This is a genomic window from Microbacterium endophyticum (assembly GCF_011047135.1).
Classification (GTDB): Bacteria; Actinomycetota; Actinomycetes; order Actinomycetales; family Microbacteriaceae; genus Microbacterium; species Microbacterium endophyticum.
The window spans coordinates 2,429,523-2,452,784 of record NZ_CP049255.1; the positions used below are offsets into that span (position 1 = coordinate 2,429,523).

Here is a 23,262-nt window from a genome sequence, read left to right on the forward strand (position 1 = left end):
AGACATGACCAGGGCGGTTGCAACATCGGCACCGCTCCTCGTCTACTTTTCGAGCGTGTCGGGAAACACTGCGCGTTTCATCGAGAAGTTGGGGATGCCGGCGGAGCGGATTCCGCTTCAGCCGAGGGATGCCCCCCTCGAGGTCAACGAACCTTTCGTCTTGGTCACCCCGACATATGGCGGTGGCCAAGGCCGTGGGGAAGAGGGCGGCGCTGTTCCGAAGCAGGTTATTCGCTTCTTAAATAGAGAACAGAACCGCCGCCACATCCGCGGAGTGATCTCCGCGGGAAACACAAACTTCGGTGAGGCCTTTTGTCTTGCCGGTGACATCATCAGCCGCAAGTGCAACGTGCCGCACATGTACCGGCTAGAACTCTTTGGCACGCCTGAAGATGTCGACCGCGTGAGCGACGGATTGGAAAAATGGTGGAGACAACAGCACTGAAAGACCCCGCATTCAAGAGCGAGGCGCGTTTCGAAGGGCTTGATTACCACTCGCTCAACGCGATGCTTAATCTCTACGACGCTGACGGAAAGATTCAGTTCGACGCCGATAGGCGCGCCGCTCGCGAGTACTTCCTGCAGCACGTCAACCAGAACACCGTTTTCTTTCACTCGCTCAAAGAGCGCCTCGACTACCTGGTCGAGAAGGAGTATTACGAAGGTGCCGTTCTCGAGGCATACCCCTTCGAGTTCATCGAGAAGCTCAACGACTTCGCGTACTCGAAGAAGTTCCGCTTCGCGACCTTCCTCGGGGCTTTCAAGTACTACACGAGCTACACGCTCAAGACATTTGACGGCAAGCGCTACCTCGAGCGCTTCGAAGACCGCGTAGTTATGACAGCTCTTGCGCTCGCCGATGGCGACCAGAAGCTCGCGATGAACCTGGTCGATGAGATTCTTGCTGGCCGATTCCAGCCGGCGACACCGACGTTCTTGAACGCCGGCAAAGCTCAACGCGGCGAACTCGTCTCCTGCTTCCTGCTTCGTATCGAAGACAACATGGAGTCGATTTCACGCGGAATCAACTCGTCACTGCAGCTGTCGAAGCGCGGCGGCGGTGTGGCTCTGCTGCTGTCGAACATCCGCGAGTCGGGTGCTCCGATCAAGCAGATCGAGAACCAGTCGAGCGGCATCATCCCCGTGATGAAGCTCCTCGAAGACAGCTTCAGTTACGCCAACCAGCTGGGTGCTCGCCAGGGCGCCGGTGCTGTGTACCTGTCGGCTCACCACCCCGACATCATGCGCTTCCTCGACACCAAGCGCGAGAACGCCGACGAGAAGATCCGTATCAAGACGCTCTCGCTGGGTGTTGTCGTTCCTGACATCACGTTCGAGCTCGCACGCAACGATGAAGACATGTATCTCTTCTCCCCGTACGACGTCGAGAAGGTCTACGGAGTGCCGTTCGGCGATATCTCCGTCACCGAGAAGTATCGCGAAATGGTCGATGACTCGCGCATCAAGAAGACCAAGATCAACGCGCGCGAGTTCTTCCAGACGATCGCGGAAATCCAGTTCGAGTCTGGTTACCCGTACGTCATGTTCGAAGACACCGTCAACAAGGCGAACCCCATCAAGGGCCGTATCAACATGTCGAACCTCTGCAGCGAAATTCTGCAGGTGAACACACCGACCACGTACAACGCTGACCTGTCGTACGACCAGATCGGTAAAGACATCTCCTGCAACCTTGGTTCGATGAACATCGCACTGTCGATGGATGCTGAAGACCTCGGCAAGACGGTCGAAACCGCTATTCGCGCTCTGAGCGCGGTAAGTGAGCAGAGCCACATCGCTTCGGTTCGTTCCATCGAAGACGGAAACGACCGTTCGCACGCCATCGGCCTTGGTCAGATGAACCTCCACGGCTACCTCGCACGTGAGCACGTGTACTACGGCTCCGAAGAGGGCGTCGACTTCACGAACATCTACTTCTACACGGTGTTGTTCCACGCGCTTCGCGCATCGAACAACCTCGCGGTTGAGCGCGGAAAGGCCTTCGACGGTTTCGAAGACTCCACGTACGCCAGCGGTGAGTTCTTCGACAAGTACATCGATGGCGTATGGGCACCTGCAACAGCCAAGGTCACCGAGATGTTCGCGGGTAAGCACATCCCGACGCAGGAAGACTGGGTAGCGCTGAAGGCTTCCATCCAGGAGCACGGTATCTACAACCAGAACCTGCAGGCTGTGCCTCCGACCGGTTCGATCTCGTACATCAACAACTCGACGTCGTCGATCCACCCGATCGCGTCGAAGGTTGAGATCCGCAAAGAAGGCAAGCTCGGGCGTGTGTACTACCCGGCGGCGTTCATGACGAACGACAACCTGGAGTACTACCAGGATGCCTACGAAATCGGCTACGAGAAGGTCATCGACACCTACGCCGCAGCCACTCAGCACGTTGACCAGGGGCTGTCGCTCACGCTGTTCTTCAAGGACACCGCAACGACCCGCGACATCAACAAGGCGCAGATCTACGCATGGCGCAAGGGCATCAAGACGATTTACTACATCCGCCTGCGGCAGATGGCGCTTGAGGGCACTGACATGTCCGAGTGCGTCTCGTGCATGCTCTGATCTCGGCACCAAGAGAGAACTGATATGAGCGAAAAGCTTCAGCTCCTGAACCACGTTCAGGCCATCAACTGGAACCGTATCGAAGACGACAAAGACCTCGAGGTCTGGAACCGTCTCGTCAACAACTTCTGGCTGCCCGAGAAGGTGCCGCTGTCGAACGACATTCAGTCGTGGAACACGCTCACGCCGGATGAGCAGCTGTTGACGATGCGCGTGTTCACAGGCTTGACCCTGCTTGACACGATCCAGGGCACGGTGGGCGCAGTTTCACTGATTCCTGACGCGATCACACCCCACGAAGAAGCCGTCTACACGAACATCGCGTTCATGGAGTCGGTGCACGCGAAGAGCTACTCCTCGATCTTCTCGACGCTTGCGTCGACGAAAGAGATCGACGAGGCCTTCCGGTGGTCGGTTGAGAACCCGAACCTTCAGAAGAAGGCTTCGATCGTCATGGACTACTACCGCGGAGACTCGCCCCTCAAGCGCAAGGTCGCCTCGACTCTGCTCGAGAGCTTCCTCTTCTACTCGGGCTTTTACCTCCCGATGCACTGGTCGTCGCGTGCCAAGCTCACGAACACCGCGGACCTCATTCGTCTCATCATTCGTGACGAGGCAGTGCACGGCTACTACATCGGTTACAAGTTCCAAAAGGGGCTTGAGAAGGTCTCGCAGGCAGAGCGTGACGAGATCAAGGACTACGCGTTCTCGCTGATGTACGAGCTCTACGACAACGAGGTGCAGTACACACAAGATCTCTACGACGGCGTCGGCCTGACCGAAGACGTCAAGAAGTTCTTGCACTACAACGCCAACAAAGCGCTGATGAACCTCGGCTACGAGGCCATGTTCCCGGCATCCGTCACCGACGTGAACCCCGCTATTCTCTCGGCGCTCTCACCGAACGCCGACGAGAACCACGACTTCTTCTCGGGGTCGGGCTCGTCGTACGTGATCGGCAAGGCTGAAGCCACGAGCGACGACGACTGGGACTTCTAACGAAGATCCGATCAACGTAAAAGGTGGGGCCCGGCACACGCCGGGCCCCACCTTTTACGTTCGGCCGCCGCCGGAGCGCAATCGAGATACGGCATCGACGGTCGCGGCGAGGATCAGTACACCGCCGGTGACGAGCAGGTTGATACCCGCCGGGAGCCGCAGCAGGCCGAGCCCGTTCGTGATCATAGCGATGACGAGTGCGCCGATGGCCGCGTGCATGAGTCGGCCGCGCCCACCGAACAGACTCACGCCGCCGACGACGGCTGCGGCTACACCGCTGAGCACGATGTCGCGGCCCGCCGCGGCATCCACTGACGCAATGCGGGCCGCACTGAAAAGTCCTGAGAGCACGGCAAGAGTGGAGCAGGCGACGAATGCCCACCACTTGACCCATCGCACCTTGACCCCAGATCGACGTGCAGCTTCGGCATTGCCGCCAATGGCGTAGATGTAACGCCCAAATTTGGTGCGGTCCAGAATGAACGTGCCGATCCACAAAATGACGAGCACGACCGGAACGATGATCGGAACGCCTTGAACCGGAAGGATCGACTGCGATCTGTCCAGATTGAGCACGCCGATAACGAGCCCGCCCAGAACGACGATCGCCCCCAATTTGAGCCATACGAGGGTGAGAGTGCGGTTGGGTACGCCGGCCCGCGAGCGCTGTATGCGATCCCAGAACGACGTGGCTGCTGAAACGATGAGGATGATCGCGAGCATCACCCACCCCGCCCATACCGGCAGGTTGCTGTTTTGAATGGCGATGAGTTCTGGCACCTGAATTTGATACAGCCCGCCAGCGCCGATGATCAGGAGCGCGAGACCCTGGTACCCCAAAAAGAGCCCTAGCGTCACGACGAACGACGGGATACCGACGCGAGCGACAAAGAAGCCGATGAGTGCTCCCGTCACTATTCCGAACCCGAATCCGATCACGAGTGCAAGAATCCAATTCACCCCGAACTTGTCGTTGAGTACCACGAAGATCGCCATCGCAACGCCACCTGTGACGCCCGCAGACAGATCGATTTCGCCCAACAGCAGGACAAAGACGAGCGCCATTCCGAGCATGACCAGCGAAGCGGCCTGGTTCAGGAGATTGGCGAAGTTGCCCGCTGTGAGAAAGTACGGACTGAGTGACGTGAACAACGCCGTGAGTACGATGAGACCGCCGATAGCGGGTAACGCCCCCATTTCGCCGCCACGAAGACGCTGAAGCCACGCGGCGAACTGATCGCGAACGCCGCCCTCAAGTCCACTGCCGATGAGGTCGCTGCTCGAAGATCCGCTTGAGGATCCGCTAGTTTTCGGCGCGCTCACCGCAGGCCCTCCGCAGCAATCGTGGTGGTATCCATGACAGAGAACCCTTCCGGCGTCTTCGCGCCCGTGATGTAACCCACGATGTCGTCACGCGACGTTGCATCGGCGTCGATTTGGGCGACCATCTGACCGAGGTAGAGCACTGCGATGTCGTCTGCGACAGCGAAGACATCGGCGAGATTGTGGCTAATCAGCAGCACGGCGACGCCCTGCTCGGCGAGCCGCCTCACAAGGTTCAGTACTTGTTCGGTCTGCGCCACGCCGAGAGCCGCAGTCGGCTCGTCGAGAATGACGACGCGTGCCTTCTTCAAGACGGCGCGCGCGATCGCGACAGTTTGGCGCTGACCACCCGACAACGACGAGACCTTTTGTCGCACAGATTTGACGGTACGAACAGAAAGCGAGCGCAGCGTATCGGAGGCATCCTTTTCCATTCGACCCTCATCGAATGTGCCACCGCGAAGTTCTTCACGCCCGAGAAACATGTTCTGCACGATGTCGAGGTTGTCGCAGAGTGCGAGGTCTTGATAGACGACCTCGATTCCGTAATGACCGGCATCGCGCGGTGAATGCAGCGTGACGGACTGGCCTTCGAATCGGATGCTTCCGCCGTCGTACGGCTGTACGCCGGCGAGTCCTTTGACCAGTGTGGATTTTCCGGCGCCGTTGTCACCGACGAGCGCCGTGACCTTGCCCGCACGAATGTGGAGATCGACGCCCTTCAAGACAGTGACGGGCCCGAAGGACTTGCGGATTCCCGAGAGTTCAATGATGTATTCGCTCATGCTCGCTTCCTTGCGACAGTTCCGAAATGCGTGCCAGAGGGCGCCGCACCTGACCGGCGCGGCGCCCTCTATCCACGGTTTACTTCACGCCGTATTCTTCGCACTTGGGTGCAACATCGCCGGTGCAGATCTCGGCTGCCGACGCATCGCCAGCATCGACGACTGTCTGCACCTCGTCAGGCCCGACAAGCTGCGGTGTGACGGCGATATACGGTGTGCCGTCGTCGAGCGTGAGATCGGTGCTCACCGTTTCACCGTTGAGCAGCTTCACGACGACGTCAACGGCCGCCGTTGCTTCGTCAGCCACCGGCTTGTAGACAGTGGCTGTCTGCCACCCGAGCAGGATGTTCTGGAGCCCAGCCACGTTGGCGTCTTGGCCCGAAACTGGAACTCCCGTCAGATTGTTCTTCTGCAGGATGGAGATAACTCCCGCAGCGTTGGTGTCATTCGCCGACCACACAGCATCGACGCTTCCGCCAAGAGATGTGAGGGCCTGCTCGAAGTTCGTTGCCGACTTCGCCTGATCCCACACGCCCTTGGGCTCGGCAGCCGGTGTGATTCCGGCAGCCGACATCGCTTTGTCTGCGCCCTCACGGAACATCGCCGCGTTACCGTCGGTCGGGTCACCACCCATGTAGATGACTGAGGCGGTTGCCGGGTCCTTACCGGCGGCGGTCAGTCCATCGACAATCGTCTGTCCTTCAAGCTCTCCCACCTGCACGTTGTCGAACGAGACGTAGTAGTCGGCGCCGGTAAATGGTCGGTCATAGGCGATAACCGGGATGCCTTGAGCCTTCGCTTTGGTTGCAACCCCTTCAGCCGCGCCGTTGTAATCGACGAGCAGCATGACGCCGCAGCCCTGCGTGAGCTGTTGGTCTGCGATGGTCGAGTACTTGCTCGTGTCTCCCTGCGCATTTTGAATGTCGACCTCGAAACCCGCCGATGTCAGGCCCTCTTCGAGATACGCACGGTCAAAGTTCTCCCAACGGGGTGACGATGCCGCATCCGGAAGGATGACGCAGGCCCGAGCCGCTGCATCGCCGCCACCACCGTCGCTACTTGCCGTGTCGGTTGAACCAGAACAACCCGATAGCGCTAACGCTGTGGTGGCTGAGAGCGCTCCCACAAGCGCCCATGTGCTTTTCTTCATTTCTCACCCTTCATTGACGTGAAAAACTTCACTCGCATCGTCATCGACGCGGCACTTGAACCTTGCTCCTCGGGATTGCGAAAGAAAAGCAATTGACGGTCACAGTTCGGTAACGGCGTGTGGATCTCCGTCGCTCGTGAACACGACATGATGGCAATGGCAGGCGAAACGAGAGGGTCACCATGCGGATGCGGACGACATCAACGCAGCGAACGTATCGCTATGTTCGGCTCTCGATCGTCGGGGCAGTTTTTGCGCTCGGCGTCACGCTCGCCGCGGTGTTTGTCACTGACGGTCCACTCACATCCATCAGTGCGGCCTACTATTCACCGGCGCGGGATGTGTTCGTCGGGGCTATTTTTGCCATCACGCTCGCGCTCGTTGCGCTGTCGGGTAGGAGCATCGAGCAGGCGCTCCTCGATTACATGGCGATTCTTGCCCCCATCGTCGCGATCGTGCCGACGCCAATCGACCCAGCGGTATGGGGCGGAACATGTGCCGACGCACCGTCGTGTGTTCCGCCAGAGTTTGCGGCAAGCGTTGATGTCAGCGCCGTCGCGCTCATCGCCACAGCGGCAGCCGCCGTCGGTGGAGCCTGGGCCCTTGCCATCGTGCAGCGCACACTGAGTCGCGCTTCAGGGATCGCCCTCATCATCGCGGCACTCATCGTCATTGCGATGGGCGCGTGGTGGATCATCTGGCCGCAGGGGTTCCTGCAGGGTGCTCACGCCGTAGCGGCATCCCTCTTTTTCGGTCTTATCGCTGCGGTTGCAACTATTGCGGCTCTCGGTGCCGGACGCCTCGCTCGAACTCGCCGTCGTGGACTCATATACCGGGGCGCGTATGCCACCGTCGCTATCGGGATTGGCGTGAGCGTTGCGCTACTGATCACAGTTGTGCTGTGCGACGTATGGGGCTTCGATGTGTCGCGTGCTACCGGCATCCCACTGATATTTGTCGGCGAGGCGTTGGCGCTTGCCCTTTTTGCCGTCTTTTGGACAGTGCAAACCGTACAGCTCTGGAACGATCCGGATGCCTCAGAAGACTCTGCCGCAGAAGACTCTGCCGCAGAAGACTCTGCCGCAGCTGAGAACCCTAGCGCCGTACCGAACGCGTCACAGTGAACTTGGTGTTGCGACCAATCTGACGGGTCGGGCCGACGATCCGCTCGAGGGCGGAGCGGTAGGCCAGCGAAGTGTTCCAGACGGTCCACAATTCGCCGCCGGGACGAAGTACCCGCGCGGCGTCTTCGAACATGCGCGGGGCGATGGAATCGTGAATCGCGGCACCAGCGTGGAACGGAGGGTTGAGCGCGATGAAGGATGCGCTTGCATCCGGCCGCAGTGACAGTGCGTCATCACGCTGGACTTCAACGCGTGACGAGATCCCGTTTGCTTCGATTGTCGCTGTGGCGGAGGCGACGGCCGCGGCGGACTGATCCGATGCGTACACGCGCGCGTCGGGGTGCCGTAGCGCAAGGGTTGCCCCGACGACGCCACTGCCGCAGGCCATATCAATGAGCGGGTCGGCAGAAGAGCCACCCGGCACGGTGTCTGGCAGGCACTCCAGCAGGAAGCGAGTACCGATATCGATCGCTGTGCCCGCGAATACTCCACCGAATGCGCAGACAGACATTCCGCTGTGAACAGCCAGAGAAGCCCTGGGGTCGGCGCCGTCGTGTGGCTGGCATGCGATGAGAACGCGCGATTTCTGTCGAGCGTGAGTCACATCGACGCGATCGAAATACTCGCGGAGTACATCGTTCATCGCGGGAGTCATGTGCTTGATGCGCCCACCCGCGTACACAACAACCCCGGGGGCTGCGTGTGCGGCGATGAGTCCTGCGATATCACGCAGAGCATCGAGCGACCGGGGTAGTCGCAAAAGAACTATCCGAGCTCCGGCGACCAGGCTGGCATCGAGCGGCTTTGAGACCGCGACATGCTCGAGGCCGACCCGCTTCGCGTTGGTGTGCAGTGCTCGCTCGCCGGTGAGCGAGTCCTGGTGGGTGCGGATGCCGCTGGCGCCTGCATCAGCGGCGGCAAGAGTCAATGCCCCATGAGTGTCTTCGATAACGACAAGGGTGCCGTCGCGGAGTTCACTTCGCGCGGACGCCGACTCGTCGAGGATCAGCGTGTCTGCGGCATCCCACGCCCGAAGCTCGGGCGCCTCAATATCGGGCCAGCGGCGAAGTGAATCGAAGGAGAAAGCCACCTGTGCGGTGTGCTACTTCGCTCTGAGGTGGATGGGCAGCGCCATCGCGAGAGAGACCAGCAGGATGCCAGAAATAAAGATCAGCGCCTCAAGTCCTGGAACAGAAAAGGAAATGCCGAAGGCGAACATGCCGAGCAGGAATAGCAGCAGCGAGATGATGAACATGAATCTCCCTCGAGGACGTCTCAATCCAGGGTACCCGCTGTGGGCGGGTTTGCTGTGACAAGGGATCGAGCGAGCAGTGTGGATCCGGCCACAGCAGCCGGCATTGTGACGACAGCGCCGAGCGGCACGAGAAAACACACCTGGGTGGCGACACCGAAGCCGAGGGCTCGTGCACGTTGGGCGCCGAGCATCGCGCGGCGGTCGCGACGCGCGATGCCGCGAGCGGCGAGGGCTCGAGAACTCAGCTCGTCCGCGAGCAACCAGCCGGTCAGCGTGACTCCGACGATCGCACCGAGGACGCCACCGACCGCGGGAACAAGCCCGAGTAGCCCTGCGAAGATCGATACTCCAATTCCGCGCACGAGGAGCGAAAGAGCATCGAGAATTCCCTGCCAGAATCCGGAATCGGCGGCTGGCGCGTGGTTGTCGAGATCAGTCTCGATGCGCAACCAAATGCGGTTGTAGAACGGCTCGCCGATCATGAGGCAGAGGGCTGTGAATGAGACGGCGAGAAGCACGAGGGTCGTGCCGACGAGTGCGGTGCCGACGGTGACTCGCAGAGCAGTAGCCCAGATTCCGGGCCAGTCCTCGGCAAACGGGGTGATGGCGACAGTGACCGAGGGGAGCGCAATCCCGAGCGCAACGAGGGCTGCCAGCATCCCGGCCCCCACGATTGCTGCGGGTATGAGGCCCAAGAACATGACGCCCGGCCGTCGGCGCCACCATGCAAACCCCTGCCCGAGCAGCATGGCCCCGCGTAAGAACTCTCGCATCGCCCACATCCTATTCGCGAGGGGTCGCAACACGCCGTTTTGTGCTGCGGGTACGCGGGGTGATGCGGCGTGTTGCGACCCCTCGCGAAGTCGGAGGATCAATTGCGGGTGGTGGGAATACGCCAGGAGCGCAGCTCGTTAACTTGATACGTAGCGGCGCAAGTTTGTAAAGTTGCTACGCATAACATCAAGTTTTTGAAGGAGCATGGCAATGCCCGAAGACTTCACTCCGGACGGATCGAACGCGTTTGACGACTTTCTCGCGCGCTACCTCGAAGGCGAGCGCGCGCGCGCCGCGCGATCGATCGACCTCAGCCGTTTCTTGAGCGCGCGCACGCAGGAAATTCTGCAGTCGGCCGGTCGATTTGCGATCGAGCGCGGGCAGCGAGAGCTCGATGCGCTGCACGTACTACGCGTCATAGTGACCGAAGCGCCGGCGCGTGACGCAGTGTCTCGTATTGGTGTTGACCCCGACCGCATCGCGCGCGCCGTAGACGAGCGTCTTCCTGCCCCCACTAGTGCCGCTGACATCGATGGTGCCGTCGTCACGACCTCGGTGCAGCGGCTGCTGTTTCATGCATTCCAGGTGGCTCGTTCGTCAGGCTCCACCTATATCGATCCCGAGCACATGTTCTTTGCTCTCGTGCTCGCTCAAGATGCTCCGGCAGGCCAGGTTCTGGCGGATGCTGGCGTCACGGCAGAAGCGCTCACCGAGGGCGCACGTGAGACGGTGACGTCAACGGGAGAGGCACCGGAACGTGAAGACAACCGCCCCGCCTCGACAACGCCGATGCTCGATCGTTTCGGCACCGACCTCACCGCTCGCGCGGAAGCCGGAAAGCTTGACCCGGTCATCGGTCGCGACACCGAGATCGAGCAGACAATTGAGATCTTGAGCCGTCGCACGAAGAACAACCCGGTATTGGTGGGCGAAGCCGGCGTCGGCAAGACCGCCATCGTCGAGGGTCTCGCGAGTGCAATCGCTGCCGGTACCGTGCCAGCACAGCTTGCCGACAAGCGGGTCATCTCGCTCGACCTCCCCGCAATGCTTTCGGGCGCCCGTTATCGGGGCGATTTCGAAGAGCGGCTGACCGGAACGATCGATGAGATCGTCGCTCAAGAGGGCAAAGTCATCGTCTTCATCGATGAGGTGCACACGGTAGTGGGCGCCGGCGGCGGCGGAGACGGAGCGATGGACGCCGGGAACATCCTGAAGCCTCGCCTCGCTCGTGGCGAACTTCGTCTGGTCGGCGCGACAACTCTGACTGAGTACCGCACGATCGAAAAGGACCCGGCTCTCGAACGTCGATTCCAGCCGGTCCGGGTGGGCGAGCCATCAATCGAGGATGCCGTGGCAATCCTTCACGGAGTCGCACCTGCGTACGCGGAACACCACGCAGTGACGTACACGGATGACGCGCTTCGTGCCGCTGTGGAACTCAGCGATCGCTATCTGACCGAACGAGTGCTTCCCGACAAGGCGATAGATCTCATCGACCAGGCGGGTGCGCGGCTACGGCTGCGCACCGGGCCCACCGTCGACGTGTCGGCACTTGTTGCGCAGCTTGCCGGCCTCGAAGCCGACAAGAATGCCGCAGTCTCCGCCGAGCACTACGAGGAAGCATCTCGGGTACGAGACGAGATGGCGTCGCTGCAAGAGCAGATAGACCGCGCGGTGGTGCCAGAACAGCACGCGAGCACGATCGTGGATGAAGCTCAGATTGCGTCAGTGATCAGCCGAGCGACCGGCATCCCCGCCAACCGCATCACCGAATCGGAACGTACCCGACTCGGGAGCCTAGAGGCTGAGCTCCACGACCGTGTAATCGGGCAGGACGACGCAGTCGCCGCGGTGTCGCGGGCCGTCCGCCGCAACTGCACCGGCATGGGCGATGCAGAGCGCCCAGTTGGTTCGTTCCTCTTTTTGGGCCCCACTGGGGTTGGAAAGACGGAGCTTGCGAAGGCATTGGCCTCGTCGCTGTTCGACGATGACTCGCGCGTCATCCGGTTCGACATGAGCGAGTTCGGCGAGCGACACACTGTCTCTCGGCTCGTCGGTGCCCCTCCCGGATACGTCGGTTACGACGAAGCGGGCCAGCTGACCGAGCGAGTACGACGCAACCCCTACTCCGTTGTGCTGTTCGACGAGATCGAGAAAGCTCACCCAGACGTCTTCAATCTGCTGCTGCAGGTGCTCGATGATGGGCGTTTGACCGACGGACAGGGCCGCACAGTCGATTTTCGAAACACCGTCATCGTCATGACATCAAACCTGGGTAGCGAATTCCTCGCGTCCCGATCCGGGGCCATCGGCTTCATTGCAGACGGTGGCGGCGCTACCGGGTTCGGCAGTGAGGCGGATCTTCGCGCTCGCGTGATGGGAAAGCTTCGCGAGTCGATGCGTCCCGAGTTCTTGAACCGAATCGATGAGATTGTGCTGTTCCGAAAGCTCGATTCTCACCAACTGCACGAGATCGTTCGTCTGCTTCTCACCGACACAGCTGCTCGCCTTGAGCACCAGAATGTGAGCTTTACGGTGACCGACGCGGCAATTGCGTGGCTTGCGGAAACCGGGTACGAACCCGAGTTCGGGGCACGGCCGCTGCGCCGGGTCATCCAGCGTGAAGTAGACGATCGTGTGGCCGACATGTTCGTTGCCGGAACGCTCGCTGATGGGGGCGTCGTACAGGTCGACGCGATGGACGGCACGCTCGTCGTGTCGTCGCCGGTGCTTTCAGCCGCGGCGTAGTCTCGAATCATGAACGATCGCCGCGGTCACGTCTCAATCGGCGTGGCTGCGGTGATCGGTACTGTCCGCATCCGTGCCATTGCCGCGCTCGTCGAGCAGGCAGGTTTTCATGCGCTGTGGATCAATGACACTCCGGGCGCGGATGCGTTGGCGGGGCTCGCTGCCGCCGCGGCAGTAACCGAGCGCATCAACCTGGCGACCGGTGTCGTTCCCTTGGATCGTCGGAGCGCCGACCAGATCGTCGATGACGTGTCGTCGCTGGAGCTTCCAGAAGACCGATTGATAATCGGAATCGGAACCGGCGGTATGCGCACCGGTGCTTTGGCACACGTGAGGACTGCCGTTGACACCGTCAAAGATGGCACTCGAGCGCGGGTCGTGGTGGGAGCGCTCGGCCCGAAGATGCGCGCGTTGGCTGCGGAGCGGAGCGACGGTGTGCTCCTGAACTGGCTGACACCAGAAGCGGCAGCGGAGCAGACTGGCGAGACCAGGTCGCGGGGGAATGCTCGCAGCATCCTGTACGTCCGCACCGCGTTCGACCCGGATGCCGCGGGCGCTCTTGAGGAAGAAAGCGCGCGTTATGCCAGCTTCCCGCAGTATGCCGCCAACTTTGCCCGCCTTGGTGTCAGCGCCGGGGATACTGTCATCGCGCCCGGCGAACACGCGCGGGAGCGTCTTTCCGCCTACCGCGGCGCCGTCGACGAAGTCGTGTTGCGCGCGATCACGCCGGGGAACACCGCGCGAGACGATGCTGCTTTCGTCGCGCGCGCAGCGATCGAGCGCGATCGCTGATGACTCGTGTGGTCGTAGCTGCCAGGTGGTTGCTTGCCGCCCTCCTCATCGCGGCCGGCCTTTCTCACCTGACCTGGGGCCGTCGCGGTTACCGCATTGTGGTGCCCGACTGGGCGCCGCGGGTAACCGGGCTCGATAAGGACGCGATCGTGGTGACATCCGGCGCGGTTGAGATCATGCTCGGAGCTGCGGCCATCGCGCTGCCGCGTGAGCGCCGCCGTGTCGGCGGTGTGATCGCAGCATTCTTCATCGCGGTCTTGCCGGGAAACGTCCACCAGTGGCGCACCGGACGAAACGCCCCAATGCTCGGAAGCGATCGCGCGCGATTTGGGCGACTCTTCTTGCAGCCGGTTCTGGTGGCGTGGGCGCTGTGGAGCACCTCGCGGTCGTAACTGGCGGTCGTCACTGTTGTTCTTAACTGGGAGAACCCACGGATGACTTGACGTCCTCACATCAGTGATGTGCAATATATTGCATGTCACTACCGCACGCCGAGCGTCCTAGGTCGCTGCGTGACTACGCCTACCAGCAGATCCGTGACGCGATTGTGTCGGGCGAGCTTGCTCCCGGGGCGCGACTGCGCGACCCTGAGCTCGAAGAATGGCTCGGAGTGAGCCGCACGCCCATTAGAGAAGCTCTGACCCGCTTAGAAGCCGCGGGCCTCGTGCATACACGCCGAGCGAAGCTCACCGAGGTTGCTCCACTCGATGCTCGACAGGCGCTCGCCGCACAGCGCGTGGCGGCGGCTCTCCACGAACTAGCAATGCGTGACGCGGTTCCGTTGATGACAGGTGGTGACCACGACTCAATGCGGGCAGCCAACGCGCGATTCACGGCAGCTCTCGGTGCCTCAGACGTTGACGGTGCGATAGCCGCAGACGATGACTTCCATGCCGTAGCTGTCAGGGCGAGTGCAAACCCGCTCCTGCCCGGCCTCCTCGAACAGGTCAGCCCCGCGCTTCGCCGACTCGAGCGCGCGCGGTTCGCAAGCCTCGCCGGTCGCGGCAGCGTTGCCGACCACGAACGAATTATCGCGCTGTGCGTCCGTGGCGACATCGACGCGGCAGCGACGGCGACCCGCGAGAACTGGCTCACTCTCGAGCGGCTTTTGCCCGAGGCATCCGATCACACACTCCGCACGACCCCGGCACCGACTTTGAATGAGGATCCGCAATGACACTGGCCGATTTTCCCCGCCATTCTCTGATGTTCGGGCCGAGCCCGGTACATCCCCTCAACCGTTTGAGCGATCACCTCGGTGGGGCGCGCGTGTGGGCGAAGCGTGAGGATGTCTCGAGTGGACTTGCCTACGGCGGCAACAAGGTACGAAAGCTTGAGTACCTCGTGCCCGATGCACTCGCGCAGGGAGCTGACACGCTCGTCTCGATCGGGGGAGTGCAGTCGAACCACACGAGGCAGGTCGCGGCTGTCGCGGCGCACCTCGGGATGAAGGCCGTGCTTGTGCAAGAGCAATGGGTCGACTGGCCCGATTCCGTCAACGACCGCGTCGGCAACATCATGCTCTCGCGAATCATGGGCGCCGATGTGCGGCTTTCGCCGTCGGGCTTCGGGATCGGGTTCAAGGACTCGTGGAAAGGGGCAATCGCCGACGTAGAGGAGCGTGGCGGCACGCCGTACGCGATTCCCGCGGGCGCAAGCGACCACCCGCTGGGTGGGCACGGTTTTGCGAACTGGGCCCACGAGGTCGCCGCTCAAGAAGAAGCTCTGGGCGTGTTCTTCGACACGATTGTGGTGTGCTCAGTAACCGGTTCTACCCACGCGGGCATGATTGCCGGGTTCGCAGATCTCGCGGAGAACTTCGGGGGCCGGCCGAGACGAGTGATCGGCATCGACGCGTCGGCGAAGATCGATGAGACGCGCGCGCAGGTGGCACGCATTGCCCGCCGGACCGCCGCGTCCATCGAAGTTGGCCGTGAAATCGCCGAAGACGAGATCACGGTCCTGGAGGGGTGGGCCGGTGACTTCTACGGGATCCCGGTCGAGTCGACCGATGCCGCGATTCATCTGACGGGCCGACTCGAAGGTGTGATTCTCGACCCCGTATATGAAGGCAAGTCGATGGCGGGCCTCATCGATCTCGTCACATCGGGAGAAATCGCGAAAGACTCGACGGTCCTCTATGCACACCTGGGCGGTCAGCCCGCGCTGAATGCCTATAGCGGTCGTTATCACTGATCGGAGAACCGGACTAGCCGCTCGACAAGGTGACGTCGACGCGATTTGATCAGAAGATGAAAATTGTTCTTCGCTGGATGCTCGCATCAGCCATGGTTTTTGCTGGTGTCAGCCACATGTTCTGGGCCCGCAAAGAATTCCAGGCTCAAGTTCCCGACAAGGTATCTGAAGTCACGGGAATCGATAAAGACGGCGTTGTTCTGGCATCCGGAGTCGTCGAAATCATGCTCGGGTCCGCGCTCGTGTTGTTTCCGAAAGATCGCCGCCGCGTAGGCCGCATCCTTGCGGCGTTCTTTGTTGCGATCTTCCCCGGCAACATCGCGCAATACACACAGAAGCGTGACGGGTTCGGACTCGACAGCGACACCAAGCGTCTCGCGCGACTCTTCTTCCAGCCGATGCTCGTAGCGTGGGCGCTATGGTCGACGTCGCGTTCGCGCGTCTGAACTGGCGGGTCAGCGCCGTGCGGCGGCGAGTCTGACGAGCACGATGTTTTCGGACTCGTCGATCTCGGCGACATCGCTGTGGGCCTTCACATAGTCCGAGAAGCTGCGGTGGCCCAGCGCCTTTTCGCTGAACGATGGGTCCATGCGCGTGATGAGGCTCTTCACGACCGAGGCATGTTGCCAGTCGGTGCCCTCTTTGTCTCCCTCTAATCGCAGCGCGCGTTCGAGGAGATCGGCGGCCGGGTCTACCGAACGCTTTCGCGCCCGGGAACGAGCGGGCGCAGCATCCTTTTTCTCGGCGCTCGCGGGTCGAGTGACGCCGGGGAGCGCGTCGTAGGCGTCGAAACGATCGCAGGCCGCGGCGAGAGACTTCGCTGTCGAGCCCGCAACACCGACGCCGACGACGAAACGTCCAAGGCGCTTGCAGCGTTGGGCCAGCGGCACATAGTCGGAGTCGCCAGCGACGATGACGACGTGGGTGAGGTCAGGCAGGCGAAACATGTCTTCTACTGCGTCGACAGCAAGCCGAATGTCGGCACCGTTTTTCGCATATGCCGCGGCTGGAAAAAGCTGCACCAGATCTACGGCGCGCGCGACGAGCTGAGAGCGGTACTCGGCGTTCACCGGTGACGACCAGTCGGCGTACGCGCGTGTGAGAACGAGAGTGCCGAAGGATGCCGCATAGTCGATGATTGCGCCGAGATCGATGGTCGCAGCAGTGAGTTTTTCCGCGATCTCGGGATCGGCTGGGTTCTGCGCGATCTTCTGACGGTCTCGTGAGTAGGCGTTTCGGCCGTGCACGCGGTCGTACCAAGACATCACGATGTTGTCGAAGTCGAGGTAGACCGCGACACGGGCCTCGGCACGGATTTCAGCCATGTCAGTCCTCACTGGGGTAGCGGACGCCAATGCTCTTGCGCACCGAATCCAGGGTTTCCATGATGGCAACCGACTCCGCGATAGAAAGTAGATCGCTGTCTAGCGTGCCGTCAGCGACAAATTTCTCGGCTGCGAGTGCTTGGTACTGCATACCGCGCCCATCGACGTCAGAGGTGTATTCCTCTAGCACGGTGCCATCGGATGCCGTTACCCGGAACGAGGTAGGGGTGTACCAGACGGCATCGATGTCGATTCGCGCGTCCGTACCAACGATGTGAGCGATATTCGGGCCGCGCCCGCGTGACGAGGAGATAGACGTCGATAGCGCGCCGCCGTCGTGCGTGAGAATCGTCGCGACTTCGGCATCGGAGCCCGCGTCGCTCAGTCGGCCAGCGCTGACGACAGATACCGGCGCCCCGAGAATGTCCCACGCGAACGAAATCGGATAGATACCCAGATCCAAAAGTGCTCCACCACCCAGCGCGAGAGCGTTCAGCCGGTGTGCGGGGTCGGTAGAGATCTTCTGAGTGTGATCGGCGAACACTGTGCGCACATCGCCAAGAGTGCCCTCCCGGAGGATTTCGCGAATCCGCACCATATGGGGGAGATATCTCGTCCACATGGCCTCCATCGCGAGAAGACCCGCTTCTGCTGCCACCTCACGCAGCATCTCAGCTTCCGGTGCCGTCAGAGTGAAGGGTTTTTCGACCAGGACATGCTTGCCCGCTCGCAGCGCGAGGAGTGCATTCTGAAGGTGACTCGGATGCGGTGTCGCAACGTACACGATGTCGATGTCGGGGTCGGCAACGAGGTCTTCATAAGAGGCATGTGCGTGCGGGATGTCGAATTCGTCGGCGAACGCTTTTGCTGATTGCTCGCTTCTTGAGCCAACGGCGGTGAGAGTGCGCCCAGCCGTGCGCAGGTCACTTGCAAAAGCGTGTGCGATTCCACCCGTTGCCAGGATTCCCCATCGCAGGCTCGGTGTCTGATCTCCGGTCATGCATCCGACCCTATGCCCACGAGCAGCTCTTCGGATTAGGCTCGGACTGTGACCGCCGCCGTTGACCGCTTTCGCGAGCTCTTGCGCATACCCACTGTTTCTCACGTCGATGAAGAGCACACCAATTGGTCTGCATTCGCCGAATTCGCTGCCGCACTGGAGCGTCTGTATCCGGCAACCCATGCGGCTTTGAGCCGTGAAACAGTCGACGAGCATTCGTTGCTCTACCGATGGCGCGGCCGAACAGCCGAAGAATCTCTTGTTTTGATGGCGCACATGGATGTCGTGCCGGTCGTCGCGGCCGAGTGGGATCACGATCCGTTTGGCGCAACACTCGTCGGCGCAGGCGACGACGCGACGATCCACGCGCGCGGCGCGATCGATGACAAGGGCGCACTCGTCGGAATTCTCGAAGCCGTCGAATCACTCGTGAGTGAGGAGTACGTGCCGGCTCACGATATTTACCTCGCATTCGGTCACAACGAAGAAACCGCGGGCGGCGGAGCACGCGCGCTTGCGCGCACACTCAAAGAAAATGGCATCCGCCCCGCACTCGTGCTCGATGAGGGCGGAGCTGTTGTCGACGGTGCGATCCCTGGAATCTCGATACCTACCGCCATGGTCGGCGTCGCCGAGCGTGGCATCATGACAGTTGTTCTCACGGCCCGAGAAAGTGGGGGGCACGCGTCGACTCCGTTGAGACTGCCGGCTACCGCACGACTCGCACGGGCGATCACAAGATTGTCGCGTCGCCCATTTCATGCCCGCATTTCGCCTCCGGTACGAGCGATGTTTCGCACCCTCTCGACCTCTGCCCCGGGCGCCTTGGGGTGGGCATTCCGACACATCCGGCTGACCGCGCCGCTTGTTGCTCTGGTGCTCTCACGGCTCGGCCCCGAGATGAATGCCACCGTTCGCACGACAGCCGTCGTGACAGAGCTGTCGGGAGCACCCGCGGAGAATGTTCTCGCGACGACGGCACGTGCATCCGTCAATGTGCGAATTCTGACCGGAGAAACGGTGGCATCGGTGCGGGAACGCATGCGCCGTGTGATCGCGGATCCGAAGGTCGAAATTGACGTTCGGCACGATTCGGAGCCATCACCGATCTCGCCGTGGCGGGGTGAACCCTGGCGCAGAATCGCCACGGCGGTGGCGACAGCAATTGGCCCGGACGTCGTCACGACGCCATATTTGCAGTCGGGTGCGACCGATAGTCGATGGTTCACCGGTCTCAGCGAGAATGTCTATCGCTTCGCACCTTTTCATCTCAGCAAAGGCGAGCGAGAGGCGCTCCACTCGCACAACGAACGGATCCGCGTCGAATCGTGGCTCGCGGGCGTTCGCTTCTATCGCAGCTTGATGACGGCGAGCTAGGGCGCAGCGGGGCGACGTGGCGGGTCTTCGCTCACGCCCAGGAGAAAAGCTGCGATCTGCAGTGCGGGCGCAGAAATAGCGGGCCCGGAACCGAACGACCACTCGGCGTCAGTGGCACTGACGGTGTGGCCCGAAATGGCAGCTCGGCGCTCGAATGGCGCACGACCAGACGCATATAGCGCGACAGCGCCCGAGGTGAGTACGGGAACCACAGGAGTTGAGTCGACCGCCTTCGCTAATAGCAACAGGGCGCGCAGCGTGTCGGCGAGATGCCGGATCCGCAGCTTCTGTCCCGGAACGACCTCAACGGCGTAGCGGCTGAGGTCATCCGGCGTGAACGAAGAGGACGCAGGACGGATGCCGCGCCCAAGCTTCGCGTCTCGTGCGAAGTTCGCGGCCAACACCGCCGCCTCGGGCTTTGGTGCACTCTGGAGCAGCCGGGCAGCTTCGACGATCAGTTCAGAGATCTGCCGACGGCGATCGGATGAGACGGCGGAAGAATCCGGCGCCTCATGCTGGCTGAGGGGGAGGTATCGGGCGAAATCCGCCATGGCGCTCAGCGTACGCCACAACGTGCATGTGACAACATGTGACAACGCACGATTGCTGATTTCAGAATCGCGCTCTCAATGTGACAGTCACATTTGCGCTCACTACGTGCATAATGGGCTCACCAGCTGCTGGGCATCACGAGGAAGCGAGTGCCATGGGCGACGAAGCGAGCGGGCGTCCGCCCAGCATCCGCGATGTTGCGCGCCTCGCGGGCGTTTCTCATCAAACGGTCTCTCGCGTGCTGAACGATCATCCGAGCATCAGGCCCGAAACTCGCGAACGCGTACTGCAGGTCATGGGTCAGCTGCAGTATCGACCCAACCGTGCCGCGAGAGCTCTCGTGACCAGCCGATCGCAAACTATCGGGGTCCTGGCATCGTCTGCGACGCAGTACGGCCCGGCGTCATCGATTGCGGCGATCGAGGCGGCCGCGCGAGCCCGCGGGTATTGGGTCAGCACGGCGAATATCGACGCTGCCGACCCTGAATCGATTGCGGCGGGTCTGTCGCATTTGATGGCGCAGGGAATCGAAGGCCTCGTCGTGATCGCGCCGCAGGTGCGGGTATTTCGCGCTCTTGCAACCCATGAACTCAATGTGCCGTATGTGACATTGCAATCAACCGATCTGGAGCCCGAAAACAACCTCACCGTTGACCAGGTAGCGGGGGCGAGGCTCGCTACGCGTCACCTCATCGAACTCGGGCACCGTCAGATTTACCATCTCTCCGGGCCTCAGGATTGGATCGAGGCGGAGGCGAGAATGCGCGGTTTTCTCGAGGAAATGAGCGCAAACGATATTGCGACGACTGCGCCGATCCTCGGCGATTGGACCGCGGACTTCGGATTTTTCGTCGGTCGCGAGTTGCTGCGAATTCGCGACTTCACAGCGATCTTCTCGTCGAACGATCAGATGGCGTTGGGGCTTATCCACGCGGTGCGGGATGCCGGACTCGACGTCCCTGGAGATATCAGCATCGTGGGATTCGACGACATCCCCGAAGCTGCTCACTTTTGGCCGCCGCTCACTACCGTGCGCCAAGACTTCGCAGAGCTCGGACGTCGATGTGTTGACTTGCTGCTCGGATCCGCAACAGAACGCGACTTTGCGAGCGATCCACTCATGCCCGAAGTCATCGTGAGGGCATCGACAGCACCGGTTCATTAAGTCTCGTTACCAATCTGAGACCGATCCGGAGTTGACACGACCCGATCCGACCTGGCTATAGTGACGCAATGTGAACGGTCACATTGGCCGGGGACGAAGGAGTTCTTGAAGTGGTTTTGGGCAACGATGCACGTGAGCAGCAGGCTGCCGAGGCGAAAGCCGAGGTTGCTATCGCTCGCGCACGCCAGCAGGTTGCGGCGCTTCATGCAGAACTCGTCCGGTACGGCCTCGTCGTCTGGACGGGAGGCAATGTCTCGGCGCGTGTGCCAGGCACCGACCTCTTCGTGATCAAGCCCTCAGGGGTGTCGTACGACGATCTTGCTCCCGAGAACATGATCGTCTGTGATCTCGATGGGTCGGTTGTTGTCGATACGCCCGGCAGCGATCGATCGCCGTCTTCCGACACCGCAGCGCACGCTTACGTGTATCGACACATGCCGGAGGTCGGCGGTGTCGTCCATACCCACTCCACATACGCGGTGGCGTGGGCTGCACGCGGAGAAGAGATCCCCTGCGTGATTACAGGCATGGCCGACGAGTTCGGCGGACCGATCCCGGTCGGGCCGTTTGCCGTCATCGGTGATGACTCCATTGGGCGCGGAATAGTCGAGACACTCACCGGCCACCGTTCACGCGCGGTGCTGATGCAAAACCACGGGCCGTTCACAATCGGGGCGACAGCCAAGGATGCCGTGAAGGCCGCCGTCATGCTCGAGGACGCTGCCCGCACGATCCATATTTCACGGCAGGGTGGAGACCTCCTGCCGATTCCGCCCGAGGCAATCGATCGGCTTTACGACCGATATCAAAATGTCTACGGGCAGAGCACAGACGACCGTCGCTGAGACGGCGACGGTACACCACAACTGAACATCGACACCAAGATAAAACCGAATATCGACAACAAGACAAAGCTGTCAACGAAGGCGACAACGATGTCCATCAGAAAGGGAACACAGTGAACGGTAAGAAGATTCTTCTCGGAACGGCCACGGTCGTTGCGGGCGCTTTGCTTCTGTCCGGCTGCTCGGGGGCGAGCGGGGGCGACTCAAGCGGAGGCGGAGATGGCGGACTGGTCGGCGTTGCAATGCCGACCAAGAGCTCAGAGCGCTGGATCCAGGACGGCGACGCAGTCAAGTCGCAGCTCGAAGAGCAGGGTTTCTCCGTCGACCTGCAGTACGCAGAAGACGACATCCCCACGCAGGTCTCTCAGATCGAGAACATGATCACCAAGGGCGCCGAGGCGTTGATCGTTGCATCGATCGATGGCACGACGCTCACGAGCGTGCTGCAGGAAGCAGCGGATGCCGGCATCCCGGTCATTGCTTATGACCGTCTTATCCGCGACACCGAGAACGTCGACTACTACGCGTCGTTCGACAACTACCAGGTCGGCGTGCAGCAGGCGACCTCGCTCCTCAACGGACTCGGTTTGACCGAACTCGATGGAACTCCGACCGACGGAGCGCCTGAAGGCCCGTTCAACATCGAACTCTTCGCCGGCTCGCCCGACGACAACAACGCAACGTTCTTCTGGAACGGTGCAATCGACACTCTGCAGCCCTACATGGACGAGGGCACGCTCGTTGTGGCTTCTGGCCAGACCGACTTCCAGCAGGCAGCTACGCTGCGCTGGGACGGGGAGACCGCCCAGAGCCGCATGGAAGACATTCTCGTGTCGACATACTCCGGCGGTGAGAAGGTTGATGCAGTCCTGTCGCCTTACGACGGCATTTCGCGCGGCATCATCTCCGCTCTGACCGACGCCGGCTACACCGTCGGTGACGAGTGGCCGATCATCTCGGGCCAGGACGCTGAGCTCGACTCGGTGAAGGCGATCAACCGCGGCGAGCAGTACGCCACGATCTTCAAGGACACGCGCCAGCTGGCAGAGGTTGCCGTGAACATGGCTGTGGCTCTCTTGAACGGTGACGAGCCGGACGTGAACAACACGACCGACTACGACAACGGCGAGAAGATCGTTCCCTCGTACCTGCTTGAGTCGGCAATCGTCGTCAAGGACAACATCCAAGAGGTGCTGGTCGACAGCGGCTACTGGACCGAAGACGAGATCGCCGGTTAATTAATCCACGAGTGCTCCGGCCGGGCGGTGG

Annotated in this window: 23 protein-coding genes; 14 read left to right on the plus strand and 9 right to left on the minus strand. The window is 61.3% G+C overall.

Annotated elements, in window-relative coordinates; translation table 11 throughout:
• Nucleotides 1–4 precede the first annotated feature (4 nt).
• Genes nrdI through nrdF form a run of 3 tightly spaced genes read left to right on the plus strand, consistent with a single transcriptional unit; the run spans nt 5 to nt 3,582 of the window.
• Entirely contained in the window at nt 5–445 is a 441-nt protein-coding gene (gene nrdI, locus G6N83_RS11340) for a class Ib ribonucleoside-diphosphate reductase assembly flavoprotein NrdI (RefSeq protein ID WP_165142125.1), read from the plus strand.
• Nucleotides 424–2,583, plus strand: a complete 2,160-nt coding sequence (gene nrdE, locus G6N83_RS11345; RefSeq protein WP_165142127.1) for a class 1b ribonucleoside-diphosphate reductase subunit alpha — start codon at nt 424–426, stop codon at nt 2,581–2,583. Before nrdI ends, nrdE begins: the two co-directional genes overlap by 22 nt.
• Nucleotides 2,584–2,607: 24 nt before the next feature.
• Nucleotides 2,608–3,582 carry a class 1b ribonucleoside-diphosphate reductase subunit beta gene (gene nrdF, locus G6N83_RS11350; RefSeq protein ID WP_165142129.1) on the plus strand — a complete coding sequence of 325 codons (975 nt, stop codon included), beginning with the start codon at nt 2,608–2,610 and terminating at the stop codon, nt 3,580–3,582.
• A gap of 54 nt (nt 3,583–3,636) precedes the next feature.
• On the opposite strand, the gene G6N83_RS11355 is transcribed toward nrdF, so the two are convergent.
• From G6N83_RS11355 to G6N83_RS11365, 3 genes are all read right to left on the minus strand, one after another.
• The gene (locus tag G6N83_RS11355) at nt 3,637–4,905 is read right to left on the minus strand and encodes a sugar ABC transporter permease (RefSeq protein ID WP_241246201.1); all 1,269 of its coding nucleotides are present in this window, start codon (nt 4,903–4,905) and stop codon (nt 3,637–3,639) included.
• The gene (locus tag G6N83_RS11360; RefSeq protein WP_165142131.1) at nt 4,902–5,690 is read right to left on the minus strand and encodes an ATP-binding cassette domain-containing protein; all 789 of its coding nucleotides are present in this window, start codon (nt 5,688–5,690) and stop codon (nt 4,902–4,904) included. Before G6N83_RS11360 ends, G6N83_RS11355 begins: the two co-directional genes overlap by 4 nt.
• 79 nt (nt 5,691–5,769) lie before the next feature.
• On the minus strand, nt 5,770–6,840 hold the full coding sequence (locus tag G6N83_RS11365) for a sugar ABC transporter substrate-binding protein (protein ID WP_165142133.1): 1,071 nt from the start codon (nt 6,838–6,840) through the stop codon (nt 5,770–5,772).
• A gap of 188 nt (nt 6,841–7,028) precedes the next feature.
• On the opposite strand from G6N83_RS11365, the gene G6N83_RS11370 reads away from it, so the two are divergent.
• Nucleotides 7,029–7,964, plus strand: coding sequence for a hypothetical protein (locus G6N83_RS11370; RefSeq protein ID WP_165142135.1), 936 nt, complete (start codon nt 7,029–7,031; stop codon nt 7,962–7,964).
• Here G6N83_RS11370 and G6N83_RS11375 read toward each other — a convergent pair.
• Genes G6N83_RS11375 through G6N83_RS11385 form a run of 3 tightly spaced genes read right to left on the minus strand, consistent with a single transcriptional unit; the run spans nt 7,936 to nt 9,992 of the window.
• Nucleotides 7,936–9,054 (minus strand): class I SAM-dependent methyltransferase, encoded by a 1,119-nt coding sequence (locus tag G6N83_RS11375; RefSeq protein ID WP_165142137.1) that lies wholly within the window; start codon nt 9,052–9,054, stop codon nt 7,936–7,938. The two genes, G6N83_RS11370 and G6N83_RS11375, sit on opposite strands and share 29 nt — an antisense overlap.
• A gap of 12 nt (nt 9,055–9,066) precedes the next feature.
• Complete coding sequence (locus G6N83_RS11380; protein ID WP_165142139.1) at nt 9,067–9,219, minus strand: hypothetical protein; 153 nt, start codon at nt 9,217–9,219, stop codon at nt 9,067–9,069.
• 20 nt (nt 9,220–9,239) lie between these two features.
• The gene (locus G6N83_RS11385; protein WP_165142141.1) at nt 9,240–9,992 is read right to left on the minus strand and encodes an EI24 domain-containing protein; all 753 of its coding nucleotides are present in this window, start codon (nt 9,990–9,992) and stop codon (nt 9,240–9,242) included.
• Between the two features lie 211 nt (nt 9,993–10,203).
• On the opposite strand from G6N83_RS11385, the gene G6N83_RS11390 reads away from it, so the two are divergent.
• The 6 genes from G6N83_RS11390 to G6N83_RS11415 all read left to right on the plus strand — a co-directional run bounded on the left by G6N83_RS11390 (nt 10,204) and on the right by G6N83_RS11415 (nt 16,175).
• Nucleotides 10,204–12,741, plus strand: a complete 2,538-nt coding sequence (locus tag G6N83_RS11390; protein WP_165143421.1) for an ATP-dependent Clp protease ATP-binding subunit — start codon at nt 10,204–10,206, stop codon at nt 12,739–12,741.
• Nucleotides 12,742–12,750: 9 nt separating this feature from the next.
• The gene (locus tag G6N83_RS11395; RefSeq protein WP_165142143.1) at nt 12,751–13,533 is read left to right on the plus strand and encodes an LLM class flavin-dependent oxidoreductase; all 783 of its coding nucleotides are present in this window, start codon (nt 12,751–12,753) and stop codon (nt 13,531–13,533) included.
• Entirely contained in the window at nt 13,533–13,925 is a 393-nt protein-coding gene (locus tag G6N83_RS11400) for a DoxX family protein (protein WP_165142145.1), read from the plus strand. The genes G6N83_RS11395 and G6N83_RS11400 overlap by 1 nt, the downstream gene beginning before the upstream one ends.
• 83 nt (nt 13,926–14,008) lie before the next feature.
• A complete protein-coding gene (locus tag G6N83_RS11405) occupies nt 14,009–14,710 on the plus strand; it encodes a GntR family transcriptional regulator (RefSeq protein WP_165142147.1) in 702 nt (233 codons plus the stop codon).
• The gene (locus G6N83_RS11410; RefSeq protein ID WP_165142149.1) at nt 14,707–15,729 is read left to right on the plus strand and encodes a 1-aminocyclopropane-1-carboxylate deaminase; all 1,023 of its coding nucleotides are present in this window, start codon (nt 14,707–14,709) and stop codon (nt 15,727–15,729) included. The genes G6N83_RS11405 and G6N83_RS11410 overlap by 4 nt, the downstream gene beginning before the upstream one ends.
• 56 nt (nt 15,730–15,785) lie before the next feature.
• Complete coding sequence (locus G6N83_RS11415) at nt 15,786–16,175, plus strand: DoxX family protein (RefSeq protein WP_165142151.1); 390 nt, start codon at nt 15,786–15,788, stop codon at nt 16,173–16,175.
• 9 nt (nt 16,176–16,184) lie between these two features.
• Here the strand turns inward: G6N83_RS11415 and G6N83_RS11420 are convergent, their stop codons facing one another.
• Both G6N83_RS11420 and G6N83_RS11425 read right to left on the minus strand, forming a co-directional pair.
• The gene (locus G6N83_RS11420) at nt 16,185–17,054 is read right to left on the minus strand and encodes an NYN domain-containing protein (RefSeq protein WP_165142153.1); all 870 of its coding nucleotides are present in this window, start codon (nt 17,052–17,054) and stop codon (nt 16,185–16,187) included.
• Nucleotide 17,055: 1 nt separating this feature from the next.
• Nucleotides 17,056–18,054 carry a Gfo/Idh/MocA family protein gene (locus G6N83_RS11425; RefSeq protein WP_165142155.1) on the minus strand — a complete coding sequence of 333 codons (999 nt, stop codon included), beginning with the start codon at nt 18,052–18,054 and terminating at the stop codon, nt 17,056–17,058.
• Between the two features lie 48 nt (nt 18,055–18,102).
• On the opposite strand from G6N83_RS11425, the gene G6N83_RS11430 reads away from it, so the two are divergent.
• A complete protein-coding gene (locus G6N83_RS11430; RefSeq protein ID WP_165142157.1) occupies nt 18,103–19,431 on the plus strand; it encodes a M20/M25/M40 family metallo-hydrolase in 1,329 nt (442 codons plus the stop codon).
• Here the strand turns inward: G6N83_RS11430 and G6N83_RS11435 are convergent.
• Entirely contained in the window at nt 19,428–19,982 is a 555-nt protein-coding gene (locus G6N83_RS11435) for a hypothetical protein (protein ID WP_165142159.1), read from the minus strand. The two genes, G6N83_RS11430 and G6N83_RS11435, sit on opposite strands and share 4 nt — an antisense overlap.
• A gap of 155 nt (nt 19,983–20,137) precedes the next feature.
• Here G6N83_RS11435 and G6N83_RS11440 point away from each other — a divergent pair, with 155 nt between their 5' ends.
• The 3 genes from G6N83_RS11440 to chvE all read left to right on the plus strand — a co-directional run bounded on the left by G6N83_RS11440 (nt 20,138) and on the right by chvE (nt 23,231).
• Nucleotides 20,138–21,148: a LacI family DNA-binding transcriptional regulator gene (locus G6N83_RS11440; protein WP_165142161.1), complete on the plus strand. Its 1,011-nt coding sequence runs from the start codon at nt 20,138–20,140 to the stop codon at nt 21,146–21,148.
• A gap of 170 nt (nt 21,149–21,318) precedes the next feature.
• Nucleotides 21,319–21,993: an L-ribulose-5-phosphate 4-epimerase gene (locus tag G6N83_RS11445; protein ID WP_241246343.1), complete on the plus strand. Its 675-nt coding sequence runs from the start codon at nt 21,319–21,321 to the stop codon at nt 21,991–21,993.
• A 113-nt stretch (nt 21,994–22,106) separates the two neighbouring features.
• The gene (gene chvE, locus G6N83_RS11450; RefSeq protein ID WP_165142163.1) at nt 22,107–23,231 is read left to right on the plus strand and encodes a multiple monosaccharide ABC transporter substrate-binding protein; all 1,125 of its coding nucleotides are present in this window, start codon (nt 22,107–22,109) and stop codon (nt 23,229–23,231) included.
• Nucleotides 23,232–23,262: the final 31 nt, after the last annotated feature.